21 protein-coding genes are annotated in these 24,272 nt (G+C 43.5%); 6 read left to right on the top strand and 15 right to left on the bottom strand.

From position 1 onward, the window contains the following. Positions 1-5 precede the first annotated feature (5 nt). Positions 6-3,077, top strand: a complete 3,072-nt coding sequence (locus E0Z06_RS04755; RefSeq protein WP_132582377.1) for a transglycosylase domain-containing protein — start codon at positions 6-8, stop codon at positions 3,075-3,077. Here the strand turns inward: E0Z06_RS04755 and E0Z06_RS04750 are convergent. Both E0Z06_RS04750 and E0Z06_RS04745 read right to left on the bottom strand, forming a co-directional pair. Then, positions 3,074-4,063: a GGDEF domain-containing protein gene (locus E0Z06_RS04750; protein ID WP_132582375.1), complete on the bottom strand. Its 990-nt coding sequence runs from the start codon at positions 4,061-4,063 to the stop codon at positions 3,074-3,076. The two genes, E0Z06_RS04755 and E0Z06_RS04750, sit on opposite strands and share 4 nt — an antisense overlap. 102 nt (positions 4,064-4,165) lie before the next feature. Then, complete coding sequence (locus E0Z06_RS04745) at positions 4,166-4,753, bottom strand: HAD family hydrolase (RefSeq protein ID WP_132582373.1); 588 nt, start codon at positions 4,751-4,753, stop codon at positions 4,166-4,168. A gap of 173 nt (positions 4,754-4,926) precedes the next feature. On the opposite strand from E0Z06_RS04745, the gene E0Z06_RS04740 reads away from it, so the two are divergent. Next, entirely contained in the window at positions 4,927-5,265 is a 339-nt protein-coding gene (locus E0Z06_RS04740; RefSeq protein ID WP_132582371.1) for a methylated-DNA--[protein]-cysteine S-methyltransferase, read from the top strand. Here the strand turns inward: E0Z06_RS04740 and E0Z06_RS04735 are convergent. Genes E0Z06_RS04735 through E0Z06_RS04725 form a run of 3 tightly spaced genes read right to left on the bottom strand, consistent with a single transcriptional unit; the run spans position 5,262 to position 6,374 of the window. Then, complete coding sequence (locus E0Z06_RS04735; protein ID WP_132582369.1) at positions 5,262-5,552, bottom strand: hypothetical protein; 291 nt, start codon at positions 5,550-5,552, stop codon at positions 5,262-5,264. The two genes, E0Z06_RS04740 and E0Z06_RS04735, sit on opposite strands and share 4 nt — an antisense overlap. Beyond that, complete coding sequence (locus E0Z06_RS04730) at positions 5,549-6,070, bottom strand: hypothetical protein (protein WP_132582367.1); 522 nt, start codon at positions 6,068-6,070, stop codon at positions 5,549-5,551. Before E0Z06_RS04730 ends, E0Z06_RS04735 begins: the two co-directional genes overlap by 4 nt. A gap of 52 nt (positions 6,071-6,122) precedes the next feature. Continuing rightward, positions 6,123-6,374, bottom strand: a complete 252-nt coding sequence (locus tag E0Z06_RS04725; protein WP_132582365.1) for a hypothetical protein — start codon at positions 6,372-6,374, stop codon at positions 6,123-6,125. A gap of 228 nt (positions 6,375-6,602) precedes the next feature. Here E0Z06_RS04725 and E0Z06_RS04720 point away from each other — a divergent pair, with 228 nt between their 5' ends. After that, on the top strand, positions 6,603-7,307 hold the full coding sequence (locus E0Z06_RS04720) for a YebC/PmpR family DNA-binding transcriptional regulator (protein ID WP_132582363.1): 705 nt from the start codon (positions 6,603-6,605) through the stop codon (positions 7,305-7,307). An 83-nt stretch (positions 7,308-7,390) separates the two neighbouring features. Here the strand turns inward: E0Z06_RS04720 and E0Z06_RS04715 are convergent, their stop codons facing one another. Together E0Z06_RS04715 and E0Z06_RS04710 are read right to left on the bottom strand one after the other, a co-directional pair. Further along, entirely contained in the window at positions 7,391-9,583 is a 2,193-nt protein-coding gene (locus E0Z06_RS04715) for a M3 family metallopeptidase (protein WP_132582361.1), read from the bottom strand. A gap of 63 nt (positions 9,584-9,646) precedes the next feature. Next, positions 9,647-10,030: a cytochrome b562 gene (locus E0Z06_RS04710; protein ID WP_132582359.1), complete on the bottom strand. Its 384-nt coding sequence runs from the start codon at positions 10,028-10,030 to the stop codon at positions 9,647-9,649. Between the two features lie 230 nt (positions 10,031-10,260). Here E0Z06_RS04710 and E0Z06_RS04705 point away from each other — a divergent pair, with 230 nt between their 5' ends. Then, entirely contained in the window at positions 10,261-11,445 is a 1,185-nt protein-coding gene (locus E0Z06_RS04705) for a dipeptidase (protein ID WP_132582357.1), read from the top strand. A 51-nt stretch (positions 11,446-11,496) separates the two neighbouring features. On the opposite strand, the gene E0Z06_RS04700 is transcribed toward E0Z06_RS04705, so the two are convergent. The 3 genes from E0Z06_RS04700 to E0Z06_RS04690 form a co-directional block, all read right to left on the bottom strand. Continuing rightward, positions 11,497-12,204: a DUF445 domain-containing protein gene (locus E0Z06_RS04700; protein ID WP_132582355.1), complete on the bottom strand. Its 708-nt coding sequence runs from the start codon at positions 12,202-12,204 to the stop codon at positions 11,497-11,499. A gap of 97 nt (positions 12,205-12,301) precedes the next feature. After that, on the bottom strand, positions 12,302-12,487 hold the full coding sequence (locus tag E0Z06_RS04695) for a hypothetical protein (protein ID WP_132582353.1): 186 nt from the start codon (positions 12,485-12,487) through the stop codon (positions 12,302-12,304). Positions 12,488-12,640: 153 nt separating this feature from the next. Further along, positions 12,641-14,137, bottom strand: a complete 1,497-nt coding sequence (locus E0Z06_RS04690; RefSeq protein ID WP_132582351.1) for a hypothetical protein — start codon at positions 14,135-14,137, stop codon at positions 12,641-12,643. A 232-nt stretch (positions 14,138-14,369) separates the two neighbouring features. Between E0Z06_RS04690 and E0Z06_RS04685 the strand changes: the two genes are divergently transcribed. Next, on the top strand, positions 14,370-14,921 hold the full coding sequence (locus E0Z06_RS04685; RefSeq protein WP_132582349.1) for a DUF3617 domain-containing protein: 552 nt from the start codon (positions 14,370-14,372) through the stop codon (positions 14,919-14,921). Between the two features lie 133 nt (positions 14,922-15,054). On the opposite strand, the gene E0Z06_RS04680 is transcribed toward E0Z06_RS04685, so the two are convergent. Beyond that, the gene (locus E0Z06_RS04680) at positions 15,055-15,624 is read right to left on the bottom strand and encodes a hypothetical protein (RefSeq protein ID WP_132582347.1); all 570 of its coding nucleotides are present in this window, start codon (positions 15,622-15,624) and stop codon (positions 15,055-15,057) included. 184 nt (positions 15,625-15,808) lie between these two features. Between E0Z06_RS04680 and E0Z06_RS04675 the strand changes: the two genes are divergently transcribed. Further along, complete coding sequence (locus tag E0Z06_RS04675; RefSeq protein ID WP_132582345.1) at positions 15,809-16,528, top strand: 2OG-Fe(II) oxygenase; 720 nt, start codon at positions 15,809-15,811, stop codon at positions 16,526-16,528. Between the two features lie 137 nt (positions 16,529-16,665). Here E0Z06_RS04675 and E0Z06_RS04670 read toward each other — a convergent pair whose 3' ends face one another. Genes E0Z06_RS04670 through E0Z06_RS04655 form a run of 4 tightly spaced genes read right to left on the bottom strand, consistent with a single transcriptional unit; the run spans position 16,666 to position 23,810 of the window. Then, complete coding sequence (locus E0Z06_RS04670) at positions 16,666-17,646, bottom strand: Abi family protein (protein ID WP_243695563.1); 981 nt, start codon at positions 17,644-17,646, stop codon at positions 16,666-16,668. 42 nt (positions 17,647-17,688) lie between these two features. After that, positions 17,689-20,859, bottom strand: coding sequence for a type I restriction endonuclease subunit R (locus E0Z06_RS04665; protein ID WP_132582343.1), 3,171 nt, complete (start codon positions 20,857-20,859; stop codon positions 17,689-17,691). A gap of 40 nt (positions 20,860-20,899) precedes the next feature. Further along, positions 20,900-22,234, bottom strand: coding sequence for a restriction endonuclease subunit S (locus E0Z06_RS04660; RefSeq protein WP_132582342.1), 1,335 nt, complete (start codon positions 22,232-22,234; stop codon positions 20,900-20,902). Continuing rightward, complete coding sequence (locus E0Z06_RS04655; RefSeq protein ID WP_132582341.1) at positions 22,224-23,810, bottom strand: class I SAM-dependent DNA methyltransferase; 1,587 nt, start codon at positions 23,808-23,810, stop codon at positions 22,224-22,226. The genes E0Z06_RS04660 and E0Z06_RS04655 overlap by 11 nt, the downstream gene beginning before the upstream one ends. Positions 23,811-24,272 lie beyond the last annotated feature (462 nt).

Genomic DNA, 24,272 nt, shown 5'->3' with positions numbered 1-24,272 from the left:
CGGGTATGAGCGCACCAGAAAGTAAACAACAAAGAACTGAACCCACCTTACATGGCAAGCCGTTACTGCAACGGATGAAGTTCGACAATGTGCGCGAAACGCCTTATGTTGCGCCGGAAAAACCACCGGTGCGTTATTTGCCTTGGCTATTATTAATCTTTTTATTACTGCTAGCACTGGCCGTTTATCAAGAAAACCGTAATCATTTTTATCAATCTACGCTTTGGCATAGTTTGGCAAGCCAACTTAACTATCAAGTGCAGCCGGGCGCAGCCACACAAATCAACTTTCCTGCGGCAGGGCCATTTGATCAGCGCTTTGGTTATACTCAGTTGCCGCGTTGGAGTGAAAAACTGCAACAAGCAGGTTTTCAAATTACTCAGCAAAGCCAGTTTTCAGATCAGTTAGCTCGTTTTACCAGCTACGGCTTTTACCCACCCTACCAAGAAAAAAATAGTGCAGGGTTGGTTATCAATGGTTGTCAGCAAGAGCAATTTTATCGCAGCCAAGCACCGGCTATGCAGTTTACCAACCTAGCCAACGTTGCCCCACTAATAGTACAAAGCTTGCTATTTGTTGAAGATAGAACCCTGTTGACCCCTGACCACCTTCGCGCCAACCCGGTTATTAATTTACCTCGCTTAGGCGCAGCGGTGTGGTCGCAACTGCAGCGTGCAGTGGGGCTGCCAGCCGCAGCAGCAGGCGGTAGCACCTTGGCAACGCAGTTAGAAAAATATCGGCACAGCTCGCAAGGACTAACGTCTGATGTTACCGATAAATTTCGCCAATTAGTCTCAGCCAGCATTAGAGCTTATCAAGCCGGTGTCGATACCAGCGCCAGCCGACAAAAAACCGTGTTGGACTATATAAATACTGTACCTTTGGCCGCCACAGCGACTTACGGCGAAGTAAATGGTATGGGCGAAGGCTTGTACGCATGGTTTGGCAGTAACCCAGCTAAAGTGAATCAGCTACTTAAACAAGCTGCACCCTATACTGATGCGCAAGGCCAAGCGTTAAAACAAGTGATGGCGCTTATTATTGCTCAGCGTCGCCCGTCGTACTATTTGCTACAAGGTCACGCCGATTTAGAGCAACTAAGTAATAGTCACCTTAGTTTAATGCAGCAACAAGGCGTACTGCCGACGGAACTGGCTAATAAAGCCATACAACAAAAATTAATCTTTAATGGCAAAGTCGCAGCAGCCACCGCGCAAGGCGAAGACTTTAAAGCCACCACCATGGTGCGTAACCGTTTAAGCCAGTTACTAGAGCTAAATCTGTATCAGCTTGACCGCCTTGATTTAACCAGCCAAACCACGCTACATCATCAATTACAAAATGATATTAGTAAGCACTTACGTCAGTTAAATACTTATGATGGTGCGGAAAATGCCGGTTTATTTGCTGATCGTTTATTAAAGCCTGGGCAACAAAGCAAAGTGCGCTATAGTTTTACGCTGTATCAAAGTACAGATAGCGGTAATAAAGTGCGGGTACAAACCGACAATACCGATCAACCCTTTGATATGAACGATTCTAGCAAGCTTGAGCTAGGTTCTACGGCAAAACTACGCGTACTAACAACCTATTTAGAAATCGTGGCCGAGTTGCATCGGCTCTATGCAGAAGAAAACACCGAAACTCTGCAATTTGTTAATATTGCGCCACAAGATAACCTAACCAGTTGGGCAATAAGCTATTTAACAGAGCAGCCACGCGCTGAGCTAAGTAGTATGTTGCAAGCGGCATTAGAACGACGCTACAGCGCCAACCCTAACGAAAGTTTTTATACCGGTGGTGGCTTACATACGTTCGGTAACTTTAAAAAAGAAGAAAATACATTAACCCCCAGTATTATTGAGGCATTGCAGCAATCAGTTAATTTGCCCTTTGTGCGCTTATTGCAAGATATCGTCAATTACAGTATTTATCACGGCGAGAATAGCAGCTATAAATTACTTGCCGACGATGATAACCCGCGGCGTGATCAATATTTGCGGCGTTTTGCTGATCGCGAAGGCAGTACCTTTTTACGGCGATTCTGGCAAAAATACCAAGGTAAAACTGCCGAGCAACGCTTGCAACTTTATATATCGAGTAGCCGACAAACATCTGAACGGCTTGCTGTAGCCTTTCTTTATATAAACCCTAAAGCTACCCCGGCACAGCTTAACAGCCTATTGCAAGAGCACATTAACAACGGCGTGGCGCGTGAAAGCGAGACGCTTAAACTGTACGATAAGTATCAGCCTAATGCCTTTAGCCTACCCGACCGCGCGTATTTATCACGTAGCCACCCATTAGAGCTATGGCTACTAGCCTACTTGCAACAAAAACCTGAGGCTAGTTTACAAGCCGCCATTGCCGATAGCAGCGATGTACGCCAAGAAGTATATAAATGGCTATTTAAAACTCGGTTTCGTAGTGCACGCGACAACCGCATTCGCAATATGCTAGAAATTGAAGCATTTTGGGATTTACATCAACGCTGGCAGCGGCTGGGTTATCCGTTTGACTACTTAGTGCCCTCATTGGCGACGGCACTTGGCAGCTCAGGTGATAGGCCAGCAGCTTTAGCTGAACTGGTTGGTATTATTATTAATAATGGCAAACGCTTACCTAGCGTGCGTATTGATAAACTTAACTTTGCCAGCAACACACCCTACCAAACCTATTTTGAGCGTAGCCAACCGCAAGTGCAACAAGTGCTTGAACCTGAAGTGGCAGCGGCTTTGCGCAACGCATTACAGCAGGTGGTGTCATTAGGTACAGGCCGCAGACTAAATCAAGCTTATGCTAGTTCAAACTTAATAATTGGTGGTAAAACGGGTACCGGTGATAACCGCTTAGTGCAGTTAAACGCTAAAGGCCAGCATGTTAGCTCTAAAGCACTAAACCGCACGGCAACCTTTACTTTTTATCTTGGTTTGCAACACTTTGGTGTACTAACTGCTTATGTGCCTGATTCAGATGCAGAACAGTTCAGCTTTACCTCAGCCTTGCCACTGCAAGTAATGAACAGCATGGCGCCGTTATTGCAGCCTTATCTTGATAGTAACAGCATGTGTAACTAGACAATAACAACCTGATTACGGCCTTGATGCTTAGCTTGATACAAGGCCATATCAGCCCGATGTAACCATGATTCCCATTCTTCATCTGGTTTTAACATTGCACCTCCTATAGAGGTAGTCATATAACTGCCGTTAGGTAACACCATTTGTTGCTGCACTCCAGCTCGTAACTTCTCAGCCAAAACAAGAAGCATCGCCGGTTTAACATCAGAAATCAGCACGACGAACTCTTCACCCCCAAAGCGAAATACCTGATCGCTCTGGCGCAACAAAGATTGTAATACTGGCACTAATTTAACGAGTATTTCATCACCCTGTTTATGACCATGATTGTCATTTATCTGTTTGAAATGATCTAAGTCTAGTAATAACAAACCGTATGGACGCTCTAGTTTACTCATTTCAAGCACCGCTATTGCCAACCTATCATTTAATGTTCGCCGATTAGCCGCACCGGTTAAACCATCAGTAGTGGCTAACCGATGTAGTTCAAAGCGTTGAACTTGCGCTCTGTAAGCAAAAATAAAAGCAAATATACTGGTTACCCCGGTGGTAACAAAAAATGCCATCATCTGGAATTGGCTAGAAAACACTCGGTTTGGAAACACGTTAGCCATAACAAATAACGATATAAGTAATAGTAATAGCAATATAAAAGCGCGAAATGGCGAAACCAAAAAGAAAATGAACACCATAAAAGGATACACCCAAAATAGCCCATCAATACCCAAGGCAAAACAGATCACTAACACACCGATACAAAACACTGCCGCCATAAATACACCGGGTTTAACCGTATCGCCGCTGCGCCACGCCACGGTAGTGGCGATAAGAGAAGAAAGCACAACAACCAAATCAGCAAAACCAACAAGATAATTGCCCGTATACAATCGATAAACAGCGTACGGTAGAATACAAAGCACGATCAGGGTTGTTACCAGTGTTAACATGGCAAGATAAAAATCTGTTTTAAAACGCTTTAACACTCATAATATCCTAAGGATAGGTTCGATTATGCTACTTAATATAGAAGCATAATTAAGGTATAACCTAATTAGAACGCTAAAATAGATATTAACAAACAACAACTACAACATTAATGCAGCAGTAAGCTCATCAAAATGGTGAAAAGTCCAACTGGCGTGTGCAGAGAAATGGGTATTATATTCATTTAAATACAAACATGACGGCATACCCGCATTGCTCGCCGCTTGCAGATCATAAATATAGTCGCCAACATACAGCATATTTTGCACTGGCAATTTTAGCTCGTTTGCTAGTAACAACAAACCTTCAGGATCAGGCTTTGCCGCACAGTCTTCACGAGTAATAACACGCTGTACTGGTATTTGTAAACGCTCGATAGTTAGCTGTGTGGCTGAGCGCATATTACGCGTTAATATTGCTAGCGGCATCTTAAGCTCATTTAACCGCTGTAAACACTCACGCGCACCTGGCATCCAGCTGGCGTATTTCGCACCTTGCATTTCATGATGACAAATAATTTGTGTAATTCGCTGATGTTCAGCTGCATCCTCAACCAAGGCTAACTGCTCTAGTAAAGCACTGCCTCGCGGCCAGCCAATGTCGTCACACATACTGGCAAAATCTAACGCTGAATCTACTAAGGTGCCATCTAGGTCAAACACCACAGCTTTTACTGCGCTTAATACCACACCGACACTCCTAAAGGATCGCAACTTTTATTACTGAATAGTGGAACAGAGGCCTAAGCAAACTGCAACAAAATAGTCGTATTTGCCTTGGTTACGATTAAAAATAGTGTAAGTTATACGTCGGTCAAAACGAAATAGTCCAAAGTATTGGCAAAGCGCAGTAAGAATAACGCATGAATGACACTAAGTATCAGCGCATTTGGCACACCGTGTTACAAATTCCAATAGGTAAAGTAGCCAGCTATGGCCAAGTTGCCGATCTTGCCGGCTTACCCGGCCGAGCAAGGCTAGTTGGTAAAGCATTAGGTTATGCACCAAAAGAATTAGCCGTGCCTTGGTTTAGGGTATTACGCAGTGACCGTCGCCTTGCCTTTGCTGCCGGTTCTATCACGGCAGAAGAGCAGCGCTTATGCTTGTTAAATGAAGGTGTAATACTAAAAAATTATCGAGCTTTGCCACAAGATATCTGGCAACCCGATTTAGCCGAATTACTATTTAAGCTGCACTATTAGACTCGATTTAAGCGACTTTTAGCACGGTATATGGCTTCTTGTTCAAACTCTTCCATATATTCAGCTAGATCGCATTTCCATTGTTCATCAGCGGCATCTGTCTGTTCTTTTAACATACCCACTTCAAGTCGGTCGCGCTGCACTAATAACTGATGTGCCCGACTATGCATTTCCAGCTCAACTTCGGCTTGGATTTGGCTTATAGAACGTAAACAACGTAACTTTTTTAATGCTATTAAAGCTAAAATATTTACAATAATAATGAGACAAGCATACACAATATTCATATTATAACCGCCTGCCTGATTTTCTTTTGCCGTGAGCCATAATCAAATAACCAAACTAGTATAAGCACAGGCACAATCGCCATATTAATAAATGGAATCGCATACTGATAAATTAATTGAAAGGCTTCTGCTTCAAATACAAATCGATCTATAAATCTTACTGTTTGTAATGTTGCAAATAAAACAAATAAAGCACCAACTATATTCGCAATAAAGCCAACTGATTGTTTTAATAATTTATGAAATTTGAATAATAAGAATACCGCTAGCGTATCTATTACTGCAAAACTTGCGTACCAAGCAAACTTTGTCCACAAACCAGGTTTAACAGCGTATTGATATAACGATGGGACAATTGACGTCATCGCTCCATTAGCTAATGTTAATACAACTAACGTAATCACAAAGGACGTCACCTTCCCCTCAACTAACATTACCATGCTCAAGATTAGAAAATAAATAATAAAAATTATTTTATCTAATGAAAACAATATACTTTCCATTGTTTCCCAGTCCATGCGTCCCTCGCTACAATTCGAAATTAGCCAACAGTTTGATGTAGATTAGCTATTAAATAATATCTTTTTTAACCGGAGGATCTTTTGGTGGCTCTATGCCCGCACCGTTACCCAAAAGATTGACAGCTCTATCATCAGAGTAAAGCATTCGAGCCTGCGTACTAATTTGCACTGTATCAGCAGTACTTGTAATCGGCTTGGCTTCTGCTGTTAAGTCTTGCTGCTTAGGCGCCACAGCTGTAGTTTTATTTTGCGCATAAAGCTGAAGTTGAGCAGCGCTATTATTAATATTATTTACTGACATAAATCACCTTTTATTAACGATAACTGAATAGCTGATACTAAATTTAAACACTGTGTTTTTCTAGTGAAAATACTCTTAATAATCTGACAAAGATCTGATATTTGCATTTTTTAACCAACTACCGCAAAACATGCAGGAAATATATTAGCTTTTGTTGCGTTAAAAGCCTGCTATTCGCTAGACTAGCAGCCTATTCGATTTATTCGTTAAACATACAGGAAAGCGATAATGGGCGCACAGTGGAAAGCCAAACACAAAACCGATGCAGCTAATGCCAAGGGTCGCATTTTTACTAAACTAGCCAAAGAAATAGCGGTAGCCGCACGTAATGGTGCCGACCCTGACATGAATGCCAAGCTGCGTTCTGTTATTGAGCTAGCAAAAAAAGCCTCAATGCCAAAAGACACCTTAGAGCGCGCCATTAAAAAAGGTGCTGGCTTACTTGATGGCCCGGCAAACTATGAAACAGTAGTTTACGAAGGCTTTGCACCACACCAAGTACCTATAATTGTTGAGTGTTTAACCGACAATAAAAACCGCAGCGCGATGAGTATTCGTATGCTGTTTCGTAAAGGTCAGTTGGCAACTTCAGGTGCTGTATCATGGGATTTTAAACACCTTGGCCAAATTGAGGCCGAAGCCATTACCGCCGACTCTGATGCAGAGCTCGCAGCCATTGAAGCTGGAGCGCAAGATTTTGAACTAGGCGAAGATAACGAAGTGGTGTTTTTAACTGAGGCTACCGATCTTGATTTAGTCGCCAAAGCACTACCTGAGTTCGGTTTTAGCGTAAACACCGCGCGTTTAGTATATCGCGCTAATAATCCAGTAACCTTAGCCGATGAAACCGCATTAGCCGAAGTAGAAGCCTTTTTGGATGCTATTGATGCCGATGATGACGTACAACACGTGTATGCCGGTATCGCTGGTTAATTAAATCTAATTATCTCGCCTTAAAAAGGGAGCTAGTTGTTAGCTCCCTTTTTGTTTTCAGCAGATGTTATTTATTAGCAATATTATTTTGCCGGCGGTAAAGGAAAACCACGATCACGCATTAACGCATCAATTTTCGCATCACGGCCACGAAACGCACGGTACGCTTCAGCTGGGTCTACCGCGTTACGCACGCTAAATAAATGTTCCACTAATTTATCAGCAACCGCTTTATCGTAAAAACCACCAGGTGCTTCAGCAAAGGCTTCCGCTGCATCAGAAGTTAATACTTCAGCCCACATATAACCGTAATAAGCTGCAGCATAACCTTCACCAGAAAACACATGGCCAAATTGCGGTGTGCGGTGGCGCATTACAAGCTCAGTTGGCATGCCCATACCCGTTAACGTATCACGCTCAAATGCATCTGGATCTATACCTTTAGGGTCATCCAACATATGCAGCTTTAAATCGATAATAGCTGAAGCTAAATATTCGGTAGTTTTAAAGCCCGAGTTAAAAGTAGATGCTGTTTTAATTTTATCTACCAGTTCTTTTGGCATTGGCTTACCAGTTTCACTGTGGACTAAAAACTGGTTAATGACCTCATCCGTTAATAACCAACGCTCTAACAGCTGTGATTGAAACTCAGTGTAATCACGCACGCCGCCATTAAGCGTTGGGTAAGTAACCTTAGACGACAATGAGTGCAATGCATGGCCAAACTCATGGAAATAAGTAACTGCATCGTCCCATGAAATTAATACCGGTTCGCCCGGTGCACCTTTAATAAAGTTAGAATTATTAGACGACAGTACATTTTTAGTACCATCGAAGGTACTGTAACCACGGTAACTCGTTGCCCAGGCGCCTGAACGCTTACCCTGACGTGCGAATGGGTCTAAATACCACAGGCCAATATGTTGACCCGTGGTTTTGTCCGTTACTTCCCACACCTTAACGTCAGCGTCAAATACCGGCACTGAACCCTCTGGAACGGGCGCAAAATTAAAGTTAAATAAGCGACCAGCCACATAAAACATCGCTTCACGTAGCTTATCTAGTTGCAGATATTGTTTTACTTCGTTTGAATCTAAATCGTACTTTTCTTTACGTACTTTTTCGGAGTAGTAGCGATAATCCCACGCGGCAATTTTTATATTATCGCCCAGCTTAGTGGCTAAGGCTTGCATATCGGCTACTTCCTCAGCAACCCGGGCAAGCGCTGCTGGCCATACTGACATCATTAAATCCATCGCGCGCTGAGGGGTTTGCGCCATGCGGTCTTGTAAGCGCCAGGTCGCATAATTATCAAAGCCTAATAAGCCAACACGTTCATCCCTAAGCTGTAAAATTTCCGTGATTAACGCGTTATTATCATACTGATCAGCATTATCGCCACGACTATAGTAGGTAGTCCATACTTTTTCTCGCAACTCACGTTCTGTTGAATAAGTTAAAAATGGGTCCATTGACGAGCGGGTATTGGTAATAGCGTACATACCCTCTTTGCCACGGCTTTGTGCCGCAGCGGCAGACGCCTTTATGAATGAGTCAGATAAACCACCCAACTGATCTTTAGTTAAATACAGGACATGGTTTTCTTCATCTGCCAGCACGTTATTAGAAAACTGCGTGTATAACTGAGCTAAACGCTGATTAATATCGGCATAACGCTTTTTCTGCTCGGCATTTAGCGTTGCACCGTTATTAGCAAAGCCCAAATACACTAAATGCGTTAAGCGCTGCTGCTCTGGTGTTAATTTACTCATCTGCTCCGGCTGGTGCACGGCAGCAACTCGCTTAAATAAAGCTTCGTTTTGTGTCACCTTTGACGAAAAATCAGACAATTTAGGTGCCATTTCACGTTGAATAGCACGAAACTCTTCAGATGATTTATTGCCACTCCAAATACCGTAATAAGTAAATACGCGATCTAATGCTGGGCCCACTTTTTCTAATGCCACAATGGTATTGCCAAAGGTTGCAGGTTCTGGGTTACTGGTTATTTTATCTATATCAGCTAAGTGCTCAGCCATACCTTGCTCTAACGCCGCTTTTAAATCAGCTAGATGCATCTGATCAAATGCAGGAACGCCTTGATAAGGCCCCGCCCAAGGTTTTAATAATGGGTTAGTTTGCGTTACCGCAGCAGTTACTGCCGCTTGCTCTGCTGTATTTGTATTACCTTGCGTTGTTGGGGTAGAAGTATCGTTACAACCCAACAAACTTACCGACACCAACGCGGTGCCAACCCAAAGAGGTAGTGATTTCATGCATGTCTCCGAAGCATTAAATTATTAGCAGCCTAGGGCTGCAACTTATCATGGCATAAAACCCTAACCAAATAGTAAATCCCAAATGCTGACTTTACGCAGCTTATGATAGTCTTTGCGCAGCGCATCAACTTTACGCAAATGGCTTTTTGTCTCAGCAAGGTCGTCTTGCTCGGCGGCCAGTTTAGCCAACTGTAATTCAGCTAACACTTTATCAAGCCCTTGCTTAAACTGCTCCGCTTTATCTGGCGCAAATTCCGCGATTAATGCTTGCTGTGTTAACGTAATAAGCTCAGTTAATATAGGTACTAAGTCAGCAGTTTGCTGTGTGTCGTAAGCCTGTTTATAGTGAAACGCCATGTTTTTCATGGTTTTTTCTAAATCTATCTTAGTGTCAGCAAATACTGACGCACTGAAAAAAAACAAACATAAGCAAAAAGCTCGCATATTTACCAACTCAAGATTAAAACAGCTGCCTTAACATTTCTCCATTGTACTAACCTCAGTTTACGGTTGTAAGCACACTTAACTATAAAAATTAGGCATTAAACTTAAATGTGTAAATAATGCAGTGCAATTAACCTCAACGCTAAAATTAGCCAACTAGCCTTACAGTTCTTGCCGTTTTACCCTAAAGCTGTTTTGATAAGCGCCTAAATCGACTAGGGACAAACTACATGAAAAAACTAACACCCCTCGCAATTGCGCTCTTATGTGCTACCGGCTTTGGCGCTAGCGCTGCTAATACTGACTTTAGTGCCAAGGCGCAGCAACTTGCGCAAAAGTACATTATTATTGATACCCATATCGACGTACCTTACCGCTTACGTGACAAATGGGAAGATATAACCGAAGCAACCGAGCTTGGTGAATTTGACTTTCCCCGCGCTAAACAAGGTGGCCTAAACGTACCCTTTATGTCGATTTACATTCCGGCATCTTATGAGCAAAGCGGCGGTAGCTTCGAGCTAGCAAACCAACTAATTGATAGCATGGAAGCCCTAGTTGGTCGTGCACCAGACAAATTTGCTATGGCACCCAATACGAAAGATGTAAGGGCACAATTTGGTAGCGGTAAAATATCGCTAGCACTGGGCATGGAAAACGGCACACCGATTGAAGGGAAGCTGGAAAACCTAACGCATTTCTACCAGCGCGGCATACGCTACATCACCTTAGCTCACTCTAAAAGCAACCACATTGCCGACTCAAGCTACGACTCAAACCATCAGTGGAATGGCTTAAGCCCGTTTGGTAAAGAGCTAGTAGTCGCCATGAACAACATCGGCATGATGGTTGATATCTCGCACGTGTCTGACGAGGCATTTTATCAAGCAGTGGCAATTAGCAAAGTGCCGGTTATCGCTTCACATTCGTCAATGCGTCATTATACGCCAGGTTTTGAGCGTAATATGGACGATAAGATGGTAGAAGCCTTAGCAAAAAATGGCGGCGTAATTCAAATAAACTTTGGTTCATCTTTTGTTACCGAACACGCAAATAAGTACGGCTCATTGCAAAGCGCAGCGGCTAAAAAGGCTGGCGTAACTGATGATGATAACTTTGAGCTAGAGTTTCGTAAAACCAACCCATATCCGTTTGCTAGCTTAGATAACGTATTAGATCACATTGATCGGGTGGTAAAACTAGTGGGAATTAATCACGTTGGCATTGGTTCTGATTACGACGGTGTGGGCGACTCTTTACCTACCGATTTAAAAGACGTTGCTAGTTACCCTAACCTGATTGCTGGTTTACTTAAGCGCGGTTATAGCGAAGCTGATATTGAAAAAATTCTTTCTGGTAACTTACTAAGAGTTTGGCAAGAAGTTGAAGCTTATGCAGCTAAACAAAAAGGCTAAATGAAAGCAGTAGCGCCCTGGCGCTACTGCTACTTTCTCTGTTAACAATAATTATTGCAACACACCGGCTATTAAACCGATAAGCCCGCCAAATACACCGCCCCACACCACCAACCAGCCTAAATGCTGACGAATCATTTGCTGAATAATATCTTTAACTAACGCAGGGGTTAACTCACTTAAACGTTGCTGCACTATAGTTTCAACTTGAGCTCGCATGCTATCTAGCTGCTCGGGCTTATCAAGCTGAGCCAGCACTAACTGGTTAAACTCGTCAGATTGCGATACCTCAACCAATGCCTGCTTTAACTTGCCAATAAACGGCTCTTTTAATGGCATTAGCGCCGCAGTACCTCCAAACATGCCTAACATGCCGCCAAAAGATGACTGCTCAACAACGCTGAGCAATGAATCAAAGGTGGGCGATAAATCAGTTTGTTCAATCACTGGCTGAAAATTAAAAGCTTGGCTGTGGCTTTGCTGCTTGCCTGCTAAAAAGCGCTCAATGTTGCCTGAACTAAAAAACTGAGTCATTACTAGCTGATAGATACCGTCTTTAAATTGTTCAAATCGCGCAGGAATAACTCCCGAGCCATACAGCAGAGGTACCTTTTCGAAAAGCATATGAATGGCAAGCGCATTAGTTAGTGCGCCAGATAAGGCAAACAACCCTACACTAAACAGTAATGGTTGCTGATAGTACCAACCGACTATTGCCAATACTGCAGCTACACCATTAGTAATAACATTTTTATTCATTTTGTGCCCCAAAACTGCTGATATATCATCAAAGGCGCCAATTCTAATCAGCAGTTAACACTGGGGCAAGCATCTGTTTTATTATCACACGTAATACTTAGTTGTAACCTAATATGGCACAGTGCGCAGTATCAACCTCATAGCGTGCAGCAGGTTTATTATCTGCTTCATTATCAGACCAAACCAAGCTTAATGCGTTACGTTCTTGCTGGGTTAAATCGACAGTTTTTTGCTGTTGAAAGAAAAAATGTTGCGTATCATTATTTTGTTTTATTGCGCTCATGGCGGCCTCCGGCATTTAGCTAGGTGCTATGGGTCAGTGCTTACTATCAACAACCCAATTAACTTTATGGCTTCAGCTTAGTTGGTTGAAACTGAGCAGTAACTGAATTAAGCAATATAATTCAGTTACTGCTGATAGCGACGCGATTCCGCTTTAAAGGTAGGCGCGGTTAAACGACTCTTTTGACTGCTGCAAATAAACCCGCGCTTTTTGGGCATGTGTATCCCAGGCTTGTTTATCATTGGCATCGGTAAACGGGTTTTGACTGCTATTTATCGAACGCTCAAAACGGTCGTAATAGGTTAGCATCGCTGAAGTAATTTGATTAAACTGGTCTTTATAACTCTGGGTTTGCTCTAACTGTTCAGAGGTTTTTAAGACAAAACGCACTAACTCTGTGCTGTTTCCCTCGGCAAGATAGCTGTTGGCTTTCAAGCTTATGTTACCGGCAACCTCTTGCATTAGTTTTTGTCGCACAACGTCATCTTTGCTTAGTGCTCGGCTAACCGTTTCTTGTGAGCGGGCCATACTGGCGTGCTGCAAGGTATCTCGTAGCTGTTTATCGAGGTTACGCCGAAAACCTTCGATATTTTTTTGAATACTCAATAGCTCAGCATCTAAGCCGCCCACTTGCACTAGCTCTTTTTCTAGCTCTGCAAGAAAACGCTCAGCTTCTTGGTAGATTTTCAGGCCATTTTTTTCAGCAAATTTTCGATCTGAACGGCTTAAATCAGCATCACCATAGCTTGATTTATCAAAACTAGCGGCTAAAAACGATTTAAAGGGTTCGGCAAATGCAGAGTACACGCCACCACTCATTACATTTAACGTCGCGGTAGTTAAATCGCCAAACGGCTTTAACATTGAGCTTAAACGTGCTTGCTGCAGTGGCGTAGTTACCCGTTTAGTGTCGGTAATAATATTTCGAAAACTGGCATAAGCCATGGGGTTAGCCATTTTATTACGCTCAGAGCCCGCAAGGGCTAATGCAATGCCTGAGTGTAAACCGTTGGCATATTCTAAGTATTGCCGCTGCAGATCTAACTGCGCCGCATAATTTACGCCCAAGGTACGAAATGACTCGGCTTGCAGCTCAATATTCTGATCTTGGCGCAGCTTATCTAAAATACCACTAACAATACGTTGCTCGTTTTTCTGCAAGGCGGTAGCCAATAAGATGCGTTCAATTTGAATATCATCAATATTAATTACGCCATTTATTGCTTCAATATCAAGCCTTAAATATCGCTTTGCTGGGTCATCGATAGAAACTCGGTGTGCGGTATAATTAGTATCGCCAGCACTCTGCTCTATTAATGCTACCGGTTGCCACAGCGCATTAATAGACGGTAAGTCTGATACCAATACTTGAATGCGATAGCCAGTAATAGTGGTATCGGGCTTAACCCACAATTCTAATACGCCCATTTCGGCAATAGTGTCTTTACTAAATAACACACTACTACCCGGTTTACAGCGCAGCGCTAATTCGCCAGAGTGCGGTACCCCCATTAACGCGCGGCAATCGCCAAGCTGACGCCAAATGTCGGTATCTGCGCGTTCAAAGCCATCAATAAATACCACAGAAGACGCCTGAGCCAATACAGTTGGTAGCCAAACAGTAAACAATAACGCAATAAAATTACGCATCGTAACTCCGGATCAAAGATAGGTTATATGCCGCCGGCTAGCGGGTAGAAAAACAGCGCCATTTTAGCAGTAGATAAGTCTTTAACGAAAGGGCTTGTTACTTTTATTATATAAGCTTGAGTTAATAGCAAACTAACTAGAGTCAATACGGGCTATTTTGCGATTTTGCCTATTAACGCCTATGCTTGGCCATTGTTTGCTCTGCTTTATTTAAACGCCAAGGAGGCACCTTATGCAACACCATAAAATACAACCTAAGTTAGTTTTAGCTAGCGTTAGCTTTATTGCAGCTTTAGCTTTAAGCCAGACAGCCAATGCTGAAACACCCAAAATTGATATTGAGCCAGGCTTATGGCAACACAGTTTCAGTATTAAAACCGCCAGTGGCGAGCTAGAACGTGCCATGGAGCAATTGGAAAAAACATTAGCCAGTATACCGGCTGCACAACGCAAAATGATGGAAAAAATGATGGCAAGCCAAAATGTGTCATTCGACTTTAAAAACAGCTCGATGCAAGTTTGCCTAACTCAGGAAGAAATAGATCGTGGCCAGTTACCTCGCCAAGACGGCTGTGAGCAACAAGTTAATAAAACCGGCGCCAACAGCTACAGCTTTACATTTAGCTGCGACACCAACCCACCCAGTAGCGGCAGTGGCGTTATGACTTTAGATGGCCGCAAAGCCTACACTGGCAATGCCAGTTTTACCACCCAGCTTAACGGCAAAGCAGAGCAAATGACCATGCAACAAAGTGGCAAATGGCTTAAAGCCGATTGCGGTTAATTTTTAGCGCTACTTATACTTAAAGCCTGCCATAAAAAATGCTGATAACGAGATTCTATCAGCATTTACTTCTATCGTTTTATCTTAACGTGCAGCTAAAGCTCTATAGTTGCCTAAAAAGCTATAGTAAATATTAAAATAGCAATGACAACTGCGCACCAATTGTAGTGCGGCTAAACCGCCTATTGTCACCATTCACTTGATAATCAATTGGCAGTGAATTGGGGTAAAAGCTCTGATATTGCAAGTTATAATAATTGCCGTAAAAATCAAGCCGAATATTCGGCTGCAATTTAAGCTCAAGCCCTACTTTGGCCATTCCATGGCAACAGTTGTTGCTATTACTGTCATTTTCAATCCATTCCAATAGGCTGCCACTTAAGTCAAAACCAGCCTGAAAATAAGGACTAAGCCACCAGTCCATACCCAACCGCGCATATAAAAACACTGGCCTTATGCGGCCTTCAGAATAGTCAGCCGGTTGCTGCTTCAAAGTAATACGCTGATAACTTAAGCCAAATTGCATATATAGATCGTTTCTATCTACTTTGCGTAACCCTAATGCAAAACCAGACGTTTCAGCTTTATCTGCGTTTTCGGTAAATACTGAAAACACTTTTTCAGTATCGGCAAATACAGCCTCAGCAGGGCCTGCAACTAAAGCACCAAAAATGATCAACCCCGCCATTACAACTTTACACATTAGCAACCCACACCTTAAATTAACACCATTAACATTAAGCCGCTGATAGTACTTTAAAACGTTACAAGTAAAAAGCGTGAAAGATAAATAGTAAGTATTACTAATAACCATTTAATAAATACAGATAACATATTGTATAGTCATGTCATTAAAGCATTATCTCCCCTATAAGTGAGCCGTTACTATGTGGCTAAATACAGAGCATATTACCGATGCGGCGATACGCAGTTATCGCAAGGCACTACTGTGCGCTCGCCCTAACCATGTGGTTATTGATAATTTATTTGATAACATAAAGTTGCAGCAAGTTATTAGTGTTTTACAGCAAGATAACCAATGGCAAACCCAGCGGCACAGCTACTCTGCTTTATATGTCGATAACGCTAAGTGGCAAAAAACCAGCAGCAAGCAACGTTTTGTCCAGCGAGATATTTGGCAACGCACTGTGCCAAGTTCTGATAACACTTCTGCGGCTATCGCGTTAAACAATAGCGCCAGTGAATTTTTAGCATATTTACGTAGTGCTGAATTTATAGCGTTGTTATCAAAAATTTTTAAAGTGTATTTAACCGACATTAATGTGGCGAACCCCGCTAGTAATACCAATTATTTTCGCTTAGCGGCAACCGACTTTGTTAATTTACACGCTGATGACTCGCCAGGCAGAGAAGTATGTATGTTGCTGTATTTAAATAAACACTGGCACAGCAACCCAGAAAATAACGGTGGCGAATTGGTTTTCAAAGGCACGAATAACAGCCCTATTAAGATCGCGCCGCTGTACAACCGCTGTGTGTTGTTTGATCCATCCTCTGCCGGAGCCGAGCATTGGGTAAACCCAGTAAGCAGTCAAACTAGTAACCGCTATCGTTATAACGTTACCAGTTGGTATTGGTCAGAGTAATGTTTTGACACTAGCCGCTCGAATAGTTACCGCTTATTCGCGCTTTAACTAATTATTGACTTCACACTGTTGAGTGACTAAAGTATCACTTAACACGACCCCGGCCTCTTAGTTGCTTGCAACTTACGCTGGGGTTCTTATTTTGTACTCCACCAATCCTGCCATTTTTCATCGACACCGACACTATTCAAATTTAATTTTTTATCCGAATGTTGCTTTGGAAATGACAATAAGTGCTGCTGTAATCTGATATGCCACTGTGTATTTGGGCAGATGCAAAGCATTAGCTGGCGTGTTATAGCTATCAGCAAAAACGGTTTACTCAGTAAGTCCTCATTACCCCTGAACGATGCATACCAAGTTGCTTCCTCAGATTTAGGTATGCTTGGCTTTGTTGTTATATTACGATTCCAAAGCCGGCTATGATGCGCCACCAAATTTCGCAAATAGCTTAAACCAAATATCCAGCTTTTAAATACCTGCCAACCAGACACACAATATTTTTCTGCTATGGTTTGTTGGTCTTTAATTTTCATCATACTGATTAACTGCGAAATAGCGCCAAAATCAAACACCTCTACCGCAACCCAAATAGGTATATTAGGCCCGTGATTAGCTAAGTAGTGACGAACAAAATCTTCTTTAGAGCGACTAACCAATCCCTGGTATTTTTCAAGCCAAAACTCCCAAGCCGTTTTATTGGTGCCCTTAATTGGTTTACGCACAAAGCTTGGGTGAAACTGATTAACATTGATATGTGCAAAAGCATTCCGTTTTCCAAGCAAGTAAGCAATCTCAACACGCAAAGACACTTCGATTCGTTCCAAAGCATCTATAAGCAGTAACCGCAGCTGTTTATCAAACAGATATAGATTTACTGCATCAATAAATTCACTGTTATCAATAAACTTGTTTTGCGCTTTTACCTCGATTACACCAGTTTCTGGGTTTTGCTCTGGTCTGAAGTGACGAAACGGGTACCAGTAGGCACTTAAACGGTAGTAACCAATTCGCTGCAAGTAATCCAAGGCTGCAACATCATCAGTAATCACCATGCCACGCAGCTTAAGCTGTTCAAGCTGCTCTTGGTAGCTAAGCCAAGGGCGATCATATGCCATAGGTAATCATCCAAATTAAGCATGTAATCATATAATAATTCATCACACCCACTCTTCCCCAAGTGCTTCTGCCTGTTGCAGAACTAGCTGCACTGCGTCGTCGGCCATGTCTGGTGGGTATTTGTATTTACGCAATATACGCTTCACCATCAAGCGTAGGCTGGCTCTTACGCTTTCGCGTTTACTCCAATCTATGCTGATATTTCGGCGTAGGTTTTCTGTTAGCTCTAAGGCTATTTTTTTTAAGGTTTCATCACCTAGCAGCAATACTGCGGCTTCGTTATTGGCCAGTGCGTCGTAAAATTTAACTTCATCTTCGGTTAAACCAAGTTCGTCGCCACGGCTGGCGGCTTCGCGAAACTTTTTCGCCATATCCACTAGCTCTTCCATTACCTGAGCGGTTTCAATGCTGCGATTTTGGTAGCGAGTAACAACGTTGCTTAATAACTCAGAGAACTTTTTCTGCTGAATAACATTACTAGAAAAACGGGTTTTAATTTCGCCTTCCAGTAACCGTTCTAGCAGTTCTACAGCGAGGTTTTTCTCTGGCAGGTTGCGCACTTCATCTAAAAACGCATCATCCAATAAACCAATATTGGGTTTTTCTAAGCCGACCGCATCAAATATATCGACTACTTGGTCTGACACTAAGGCTTGGCCAATAATCTGCCTTATTGCCAATTCCTTTTGCTCGCTACTACGTTTTTTATCAGAAGTATCACGCTTAGTTAGAATAACTTTTATCGCCTGTAAAAAGGCTACTTCATCACGTACTGCTTTAGCTTCATCTAAGGTACAGCACAAACTAAAGGCTTTACTCATTGCCAAAGCCGTATCGGCAAAGCGCTTTTTACCGTCTTTCTTTTCACCGGTTTTAAGGCCTAAAATATGGTTAGCGGCGCCAGCCAGTAGCTTATGGCTGCTTAGCGTAAAATCGCTATAATCAAAGCCGTGTAACATGCTGCGCAGTATATCCATCTTTTCATCTAGCACTGCCCAGGCTTCAGCGGTATCAACTGTAGGTTTACCGCGGCCATTACTGGCCGTGTATTCTTTTAGCGCGGCTTTAAGCTCGTTAGCAATACCAATATAGTCGACCACTAAACCGCCCTGCTTATCGCGAAACACGCGGTTTACCCTAGCTATAGCCTGCATTAGGTTGTGGCCTTTCATTGGCTTATCTACATACAGGGTATTCACGCAAGGCGCGTCAAAACCGGTTAGCCACATATCGCGCACTATCACCATTTGCAGCGGATCATCAGGATCTTTAAAGCGTTTTTCTAAATCTTTTTTAACCTGCTTAGGATAAATGTGCGGCCGTAGTAAGGCTTTGTCGCTGGCCGAGCCGGTCATCACTATTTTAATGCCGCCCTTTTTAGGATCTTCATCATGCCATTCTGGTTTTAGCTTAATTATTTCATTGTATAAGTGAACACAAATATCCCGGCTCATTGCCACTATCATGGCTTTGCCCTGCTGGGCTTGTTGGCGCTCACTAAAATGCGCTACTAGATCAGCCGCTACGCTGGCAATTCGCGGCTCGGCTCCTACTATACGTTCTAAGGCGGCCCATTTAGACTTTAACTTACCTTGCTGCTCTTCTTCTTCGTCTTCGGCTAGCTCGTCTACTTCATCATCTATTTGCGGTAAGTCTTCGGCTTTTAGGCTTAACTTGGCCAAGCGTGATTCATAGTAAATCGCTACTGTGGCGCCATCATCTTTGGCTTGCTGCATATCATAAATATGAATGTACTCACCAAATACCGAGCGAGTATCGCGATCTTCACTTGATACCGGCGTGCCAGTAAATGCAACAAAAGTGGCATTAGGTAAAGCATCGCGTAAGTGCTGGGCATAGCCAACCTGAAATACGTTTTGTTTGGCGTGAATGTTATCGTGATAATTAGCATTGGGTTCAGCCGCTATATTTAACATTGGCTTGGGTTTAATTTTAGCTTCAAAGCCATATTGGGTGCGATGGGCTTCATCGGCAATAACCACGATATTGTGCCGGGTTGATAACACTGGAAACTTGTCTTCATCAGCACCAGGGGCAAACTTTTGAATAGTGGCAAACACAATGCCACCTGAAGGCCGGTTACTTAGCTTGTGCCGTAAGTCTTGGCGAGTATCAACCTGTACCGGTTGCTCACGCAGTAAATCTTGCGCCAGCGAGAACACGCCAAATAATTGGCCGTCTAAGTCATTACGGTCGGTAATCACCACTATGGTCGGGTTTTCCATTGCCGCTTCGCGCATTACCCGCGCCGCAAAGCAGGTCATGGTAATACTTTTGCCACTGCCTTGGGTGTGCCAAACCACGCCGCCCTTACCTTTTTGCTTACTATTATTGTCTTGGCGTGATGCTGTTACCACTTGAGTAATAGCCGAGCGCACAGCATGAAACTGATGATAACCGGCTATCTTTTTAACCAAGCTGCCATCATCTTCAAACAGCACAAAGAAGCGTAAATAATCTAGCAGGTACTCGGGGGTAAATACGCCCCTAATCATAGTTTCTAGTTCGTTAAACTGGCCTAGTGGGTCTAGGTTTACGCCATCGATAGTGCGCCACTGCATAAAGCGCTCAGCATTAGCTGACAACGAACCCATGCGTGCTTCAGAGCCATCACTAATCACCAGTATTTCGTTATATTGAAATACATCGGGCACTTGTTCTTTATAGGTTTGAATTTGATCGAACGCTTTCCAAATATCAGCGTTTACATCAGCTGGATTTTTAAGCTCAATTAGCACCAACGGCAGACCATTAATAAACAAGATAATATCGGGCCGACGGCTATGTTTAGGGCCTTTTAAGGTGTATTGGTTTACGGCTAAAAACTCGTTATTACCAAGTGTATTTCCCCAGTCGATAAGTTTGACAAAATCGCCCCGCGTTTCACCGTCGCGCTGGTACTGCACCGGTACGCCATTAATAAGCAAGTTATGAAAACGTCTATTCGCCGACAACAACGCAGGTATGCCCAACTCTTTTAACTGAGCAAGGGCATCTTCTTGGGCAATTAACGGTATAGTCGGGTTTAAACGGGCAATAGCCGATTTTAAGCGGCCTAACAATAACGGCTGCACATAATCAACACGCTCGGCAGCAGGGCCATCTGGCGCTATGTCATAACCATTAACCGAGGTGTAGCCAACCTCAACTAACCACTGCAATACTTCCTGTTCTAATTGGTCTTCTGTCATGCCTTATCCCTAAAACAAATACTTAAACTTTGCTAACCAGTTAATTGTCAATAACAGCTGCTAATTCTGCCCCAGCCTCAGGCAAACGCAACTGGCCGGAGATTAGGCGGGGAAGTAAGGTATCGCGCAGGTTGGCAAGCGTTTGGGCTTTCTTATGATTAGCTGAGATACTCTGTTGAATTGGAGTGGCTATCTGATTAAATGCTTCGGCCACTTCTTTATCCGGTATAGCTAAATTAAAACTGCCTAAGACATCGCTCTGAACTCGCTGCCGGCCGCTTGTGCCTGACATACTTCGAATAGCGAAATCTCTGAATAAAGGTTGCCTTGCGAGTAGGTAACCATGAAAGTCGGGTAATGGTGTTTTCGGCTTTAAGACAACAAACTCTGTGGAACCCCAACCAATTTCATCGGGTTCTAAAAAATCAACAAATGCCGTCTTGCCATTTTCTAGGCATGGCGTAATTCGCGCTAGTAAGGTATCACCATTACAAAATTTTGTGCCTGAACCAAATTCCCGGACATTAACATCAGCTGTGACATGGCCTTGTGTCTGAACACTGGCCATATCCAAATAGTTCGCTACCGTTCCCTTTTTTAACTGTCGCTTGGGATTGATCTCATACGCATCACCAAGTGACCTCCACTCCCACCCTTCTGGTATTAACCCTTGCGGGGATTCTACAAAACGGGAGGGGAATAGTGCTTGGATCTCGGCTGGTAGGTTGGGGGCTTGCCCATTTTCTATAAAAGCGGCATTAGCGTGCACTGGGTCAAAATCGACAAACCAGGATTTAAACAGCGCCTGGGCGATGGCTTCTAAGGTGGCGTTGGTTTCGCGTAGTAGGGCTATGCGGTCGTCGATACAACCCAAAAACCGAGCTATTTCACTCTGTACGTTTCGACTAGGAATTGGAATATGCAACTCCACTAAATCGCTAGCCGTTATACTTGTCGCCGCAGTTTGCTTAGCAATCGACTGGATAGCATCTTTACCTAAAGACGACTTGAAATAGTAGAAAAAGAACTTAGGATCAGCTTTTTTAATATCAAAACGCAATCTAAAAAGATTAGATTCAAAAATCGGTATATCATTAATTTCTTCAACAAGGGCACAGTCTCCTACACCTTCTAAAGTTAAAGATGTACGACCAAAAAGTAAGTCACCTTTTACACAACCAAATTTTTCAATTTCGTCATTTGTTACTGTGATTAATTCCATTTTCTGATTTCTAATGAAATTATTTCCAAAAACATCTTTCATTTTGAGCCAGCGATGACCACTGCCTTGAAATTTTTTAGCCTTATAAAGGCCATTTCGGGGCTTAATCGCTAGCAAGTCGAGTAATTTTGACGTCTCCCACTCAGAACTCATACCCCAGTCCTCCTAACTTCTGGCGGATTAACTGGTCAAGCTCTGCACCTTTAACCATTTGCTCGCCGAGTTTTTCGGTTAAGGCGGTCATCTTATCGGCAAAGGCTTCATCGCAGTCTTCAACTTCTTCGGCACCCACATAACGGCCGGGGGTTAATACATAACCGTGCTCTGCTATCTCGCTAAGTGGCACACTGCGACAGAATCCGGCGATGTCTTGGTAGCCCCAGCCTTCATCATCAAGAGCAAAACCTTCTACCCCAGTCATATCCTCACCACGCCACGCTTTAGCGGTGTTGGCTATGCGATCTATCGCCGCTTGGTCTAGCTCGCATTGCACGCGGCTAATCATAGTGCCTAGTTTACGGGCATCGATAAACAGCACTTCGCCTTTACGCTGCTGCTTTTGCTTGGTTAAAAACCATAAACAAGCGGGTATTTGGGTATTAAAAAATAGCTGACCGGGTAGCGCTACCATCACTTCTACTACGTCGGCCTCGACCATAGCGCGGCGTATTTCGCCCTCACTGTTTTGGCTAGATGACATAGAGCCATTGGCCAGTACTATGCCCGCGCGGCCGGTGGGTTTTAGGTGGTACAGCATGTGCTGCAGCCAGGCATAGTTGGCATTGCCTTGCGGCGGCGTGCCGTAAAGCCAACGCGGGTCGCCTTCTAAGCTGCCATGCCACCAATCGCTAATATTAAATGGCGGGTTAGCTAGAATATAATCGGCGCGTAAATCGCTATGCTGGTTTTTAGTAAAGGTGTCGCCTGGCTCGCGGCCTAAGTTAAAGTCGATACCGCGTATGGCTAAGTTCATTGCCGCCAAGCGCCAAGTGGTGGGGTTAGACTCTTGGCCGTAAATCGATACATCGCCCAGCTTACCGCCATGCGACTCGATAAACTTTTCTGACTGCACAAACATACCACCACTACCACAACAAGGGTCGTACACCTTGCCTTGGTGCGGATCGAGCACCGCTACTAAGGTGTTTACAATAGATTGCGGCGTATAGAACTGGCCGCCTCTTTTACCTTCGGCACTGGCGAACTGGCCTAAAAAGTATTCATACACTTGGCCTAAAATATCGCGAGCTTTGCTTTGGTCTTCACCAAAACCTATAGTAGAAATTAAATCGACTAGCTCGCCTAGCTTGCCATCTGGCAAAGGCGCGCGGGCATAGCGTTTATCTAAAATGCCTTTTAAGCTTGGGTTTTCTTGTTCGATAACCGTTAAGGCGTCGTCAATGCGTTTACCTATATCGGCCTGCTTAGCATTAGCACGCAGTGCTTCCCAGCGGGCACTTTCTGGCACCCAAAACACGTTTACCATAGTAAAGTAATCGCGATCTTCCAGCTCAGCGTTTAGCTCTTCTTCGCTGGCATCGGCAAAATACAACTCGTCGCTGGGGGTTTTTAAGCGCTTTAATAACTCAGCACGGCGACCGGCAAAAGAATCGGAAATAAATTTAACGAAAATAAGGCCCAGTACTAGATGCTTATATTCAGCTGCATCAACGTTAGCACGTAGTTTATCGGCAGTAGACCAAAGGGTTTTTTTAATGTCTTGAAGCATGGTGAGGTGATGTCCTTATGTAGCGTATCGGGCACGCTAAAAAGCAATATTGATTAATTGGCCATTCGCCAATGGGATAGTTAGCAATTTAACCCAATTGGAAACACTAGGCTAGCCATGAATCGTCTAAGATAGCCCTAGCAAGCCAGCAAAGGCAACTATGAGAAGGTTTAAGAAAAGGCCCACGCTTTTGCTTCGTTAGCCTAAGGTGTAAATTGCTGGAGAGATTGTTCCGGGCTTCCTGCCCTACACCCTGCGGGCCGCACTGAAGTGCGTCCAAATTCACTTCCGGTGAATTTGTCGAACCTAAGGGTTCTCATCAAATCCCCATCTCGACGTATAAACAGAAAAGGCCCACGCTTTTACATTGAGTGAGGGATTGCCAGCACCTTCCATGGCGCTGGCCCTTCGGGCCGCACTAAAGTGCGTGCCAATTCGTTCCTGACGAATTGGTCGAACATA

Source organism: Rheinheimera sp. D18 (assembly GCF_004345025.1).
Taxonomy (GTDB): Bacteria; Pseudomonadota; Gammaproteobacteria; order Enterobacterales; family Alteromonadaceae; genus Alishewanella; species Alishewanella metallidurans.
The sequence above is the reverse complement of the archived record's forward strand: the minus strand, read 5'-3'. Positions and strand labels throughout refer to the sequence as shown.

Excerpts from the sequence above, each read along its gene's own strand:
- E0Z06_RS04755 (WP_132582377.1), top strand. The coding sequence starts at position 6 with ATGAGCGCACCAGAAAGTAAACAACAAAGAACTGAACCCACCTTACAT.
- E0Z06_RS04740 (WP_132582371.1), top strand. The coding sequence starts at position 4,927 with ATGAATGACACTAAGTATCAGCGCATTTGGCACACCGTGTTACAAATT.
- E0Z06_RS04735 (WP_132582369.1), bottom strand. The coding sequence starts at position 5,552 with ATGAATATTGTGTATGCTTGTCTCATTATTATTGTAAATATTTTAGCT.
- E0Z06_RS04730 (WP_132582367.1), bottom strand. The coding sequence starts at position 6,070 with ATGGACTGGGAAACAATGGAAAGTATATTGTTTTCATTAGATAAAATA.
- E0Z06_RS04725 (WP_132582365.1), bottom strand. The coding sequence starts at position 6,374 with ATGTCAGTAAATAATATTAATAATAGCGCTGCTCAACTTCAGCTTTAT.
- E0Z06_RS04720 (WP_132582363.1), top strand. The coding sequence starts at position 6,603 with ATGGGCGCACAGTGGAAAGCCAAACACAAAACCGATGCAGCTAATGCC.
- E0Z06_RS04715 (WP_132582361.1), bottom strand. The coding sequence starts at position 9,583 with ATGAAATCACTACCTCTTTGGGTTGGCACCGCGTTGGTGTCGGTAAGT.
- E0Z06_RS04710 (WP_132582359.1), bottom strand. The coding sequence starts at position 10,030 with ATGCGAGCTTTTTGCTTATGTTTGTTTTTTTTCAGTGCGTCAGTATTT.
- E0Z06_RS04705 (WP_132582357.1), top strand. The coding sequence starts at position 10,261 with ATGAAAAAACTAACACCCCTCGCAATTGCGCTCTTATGTGCTACCGGC.
- E0Z06_RS04700 (WP_132582355.1), bottom strand. The coding sequence starts at position 12,204 with ATGAATAAAAATGTTATTACTAATGGTGTAGCTGCAGTATTGGCAATA.
- E0Z06_RS04695 (WP_132582353.1), bottom strand. The coding sequence starts at position 12,487 with ATGAGCGCAATAAAACAAAATAATGATACGCAACATTTTTTCTTTCAA.
- E0Z06_RS04690 (WP_132582351.1), bottom strand. The coding sequence starts at position 14,137 with ATGCGTAATTTTATTGCGTTATTGTTTACTGTTTGGCTACCAACTGTA.
- E0Z06_RS04685 (WP_132582349.1), top strand. The coding sequence starts at position 14,370 with ATGCAACACCATAAAATACAACCTAAGTTAGTTTTAGCTAGCGTTAGC.
- E0Z06_RS04680 (WP_132582347.1), bottom strand. The coding sequence starts at position 15,624 with ATGTGTAAAGTTGTAATGGCGGGGTTGATCATTTTTGGTGCTTTAGTT.
- E0Z06_RS04675 (WP_132582345.1), top strand. The coding sequence starts at position 15,809 with ATGTGGCTAAATACAGAGCATATTACCGATGCGGCGATACGCAGTTAT.
- E0Z06_RS04670 (WP_243695563.1), bottom strand. The coding sequence starts at position 17,646 with ATGGCATATGATCGCCCTTGGCTTAGCTACCAAGAGCAGCTTGAACAG.
- E0Z06_RS04665 (WP_132582343.1), bottom strand. The coding sequence starts at position 20,859 with ATGACAGAAGACCAATTAGAACAGGAAGTATTGCAGTGGTTAGTTGAG.
- E0Z06_RS04660 (WP_132582342.1), bottom strand. The coding sequence starts at position 22,234 with ATGAGTTCTGAGTGGGAGACGTCAAAATTACTCGACTTGCTAGCGATT.
- E0Z06_RS04655 (WP_132582341.1), bottom strand. The coding sequence starts at position 23,810 with ATGCTTCAAGACATTAAAAAAACCCTTTGGTCTACTGCCGATAAACTA.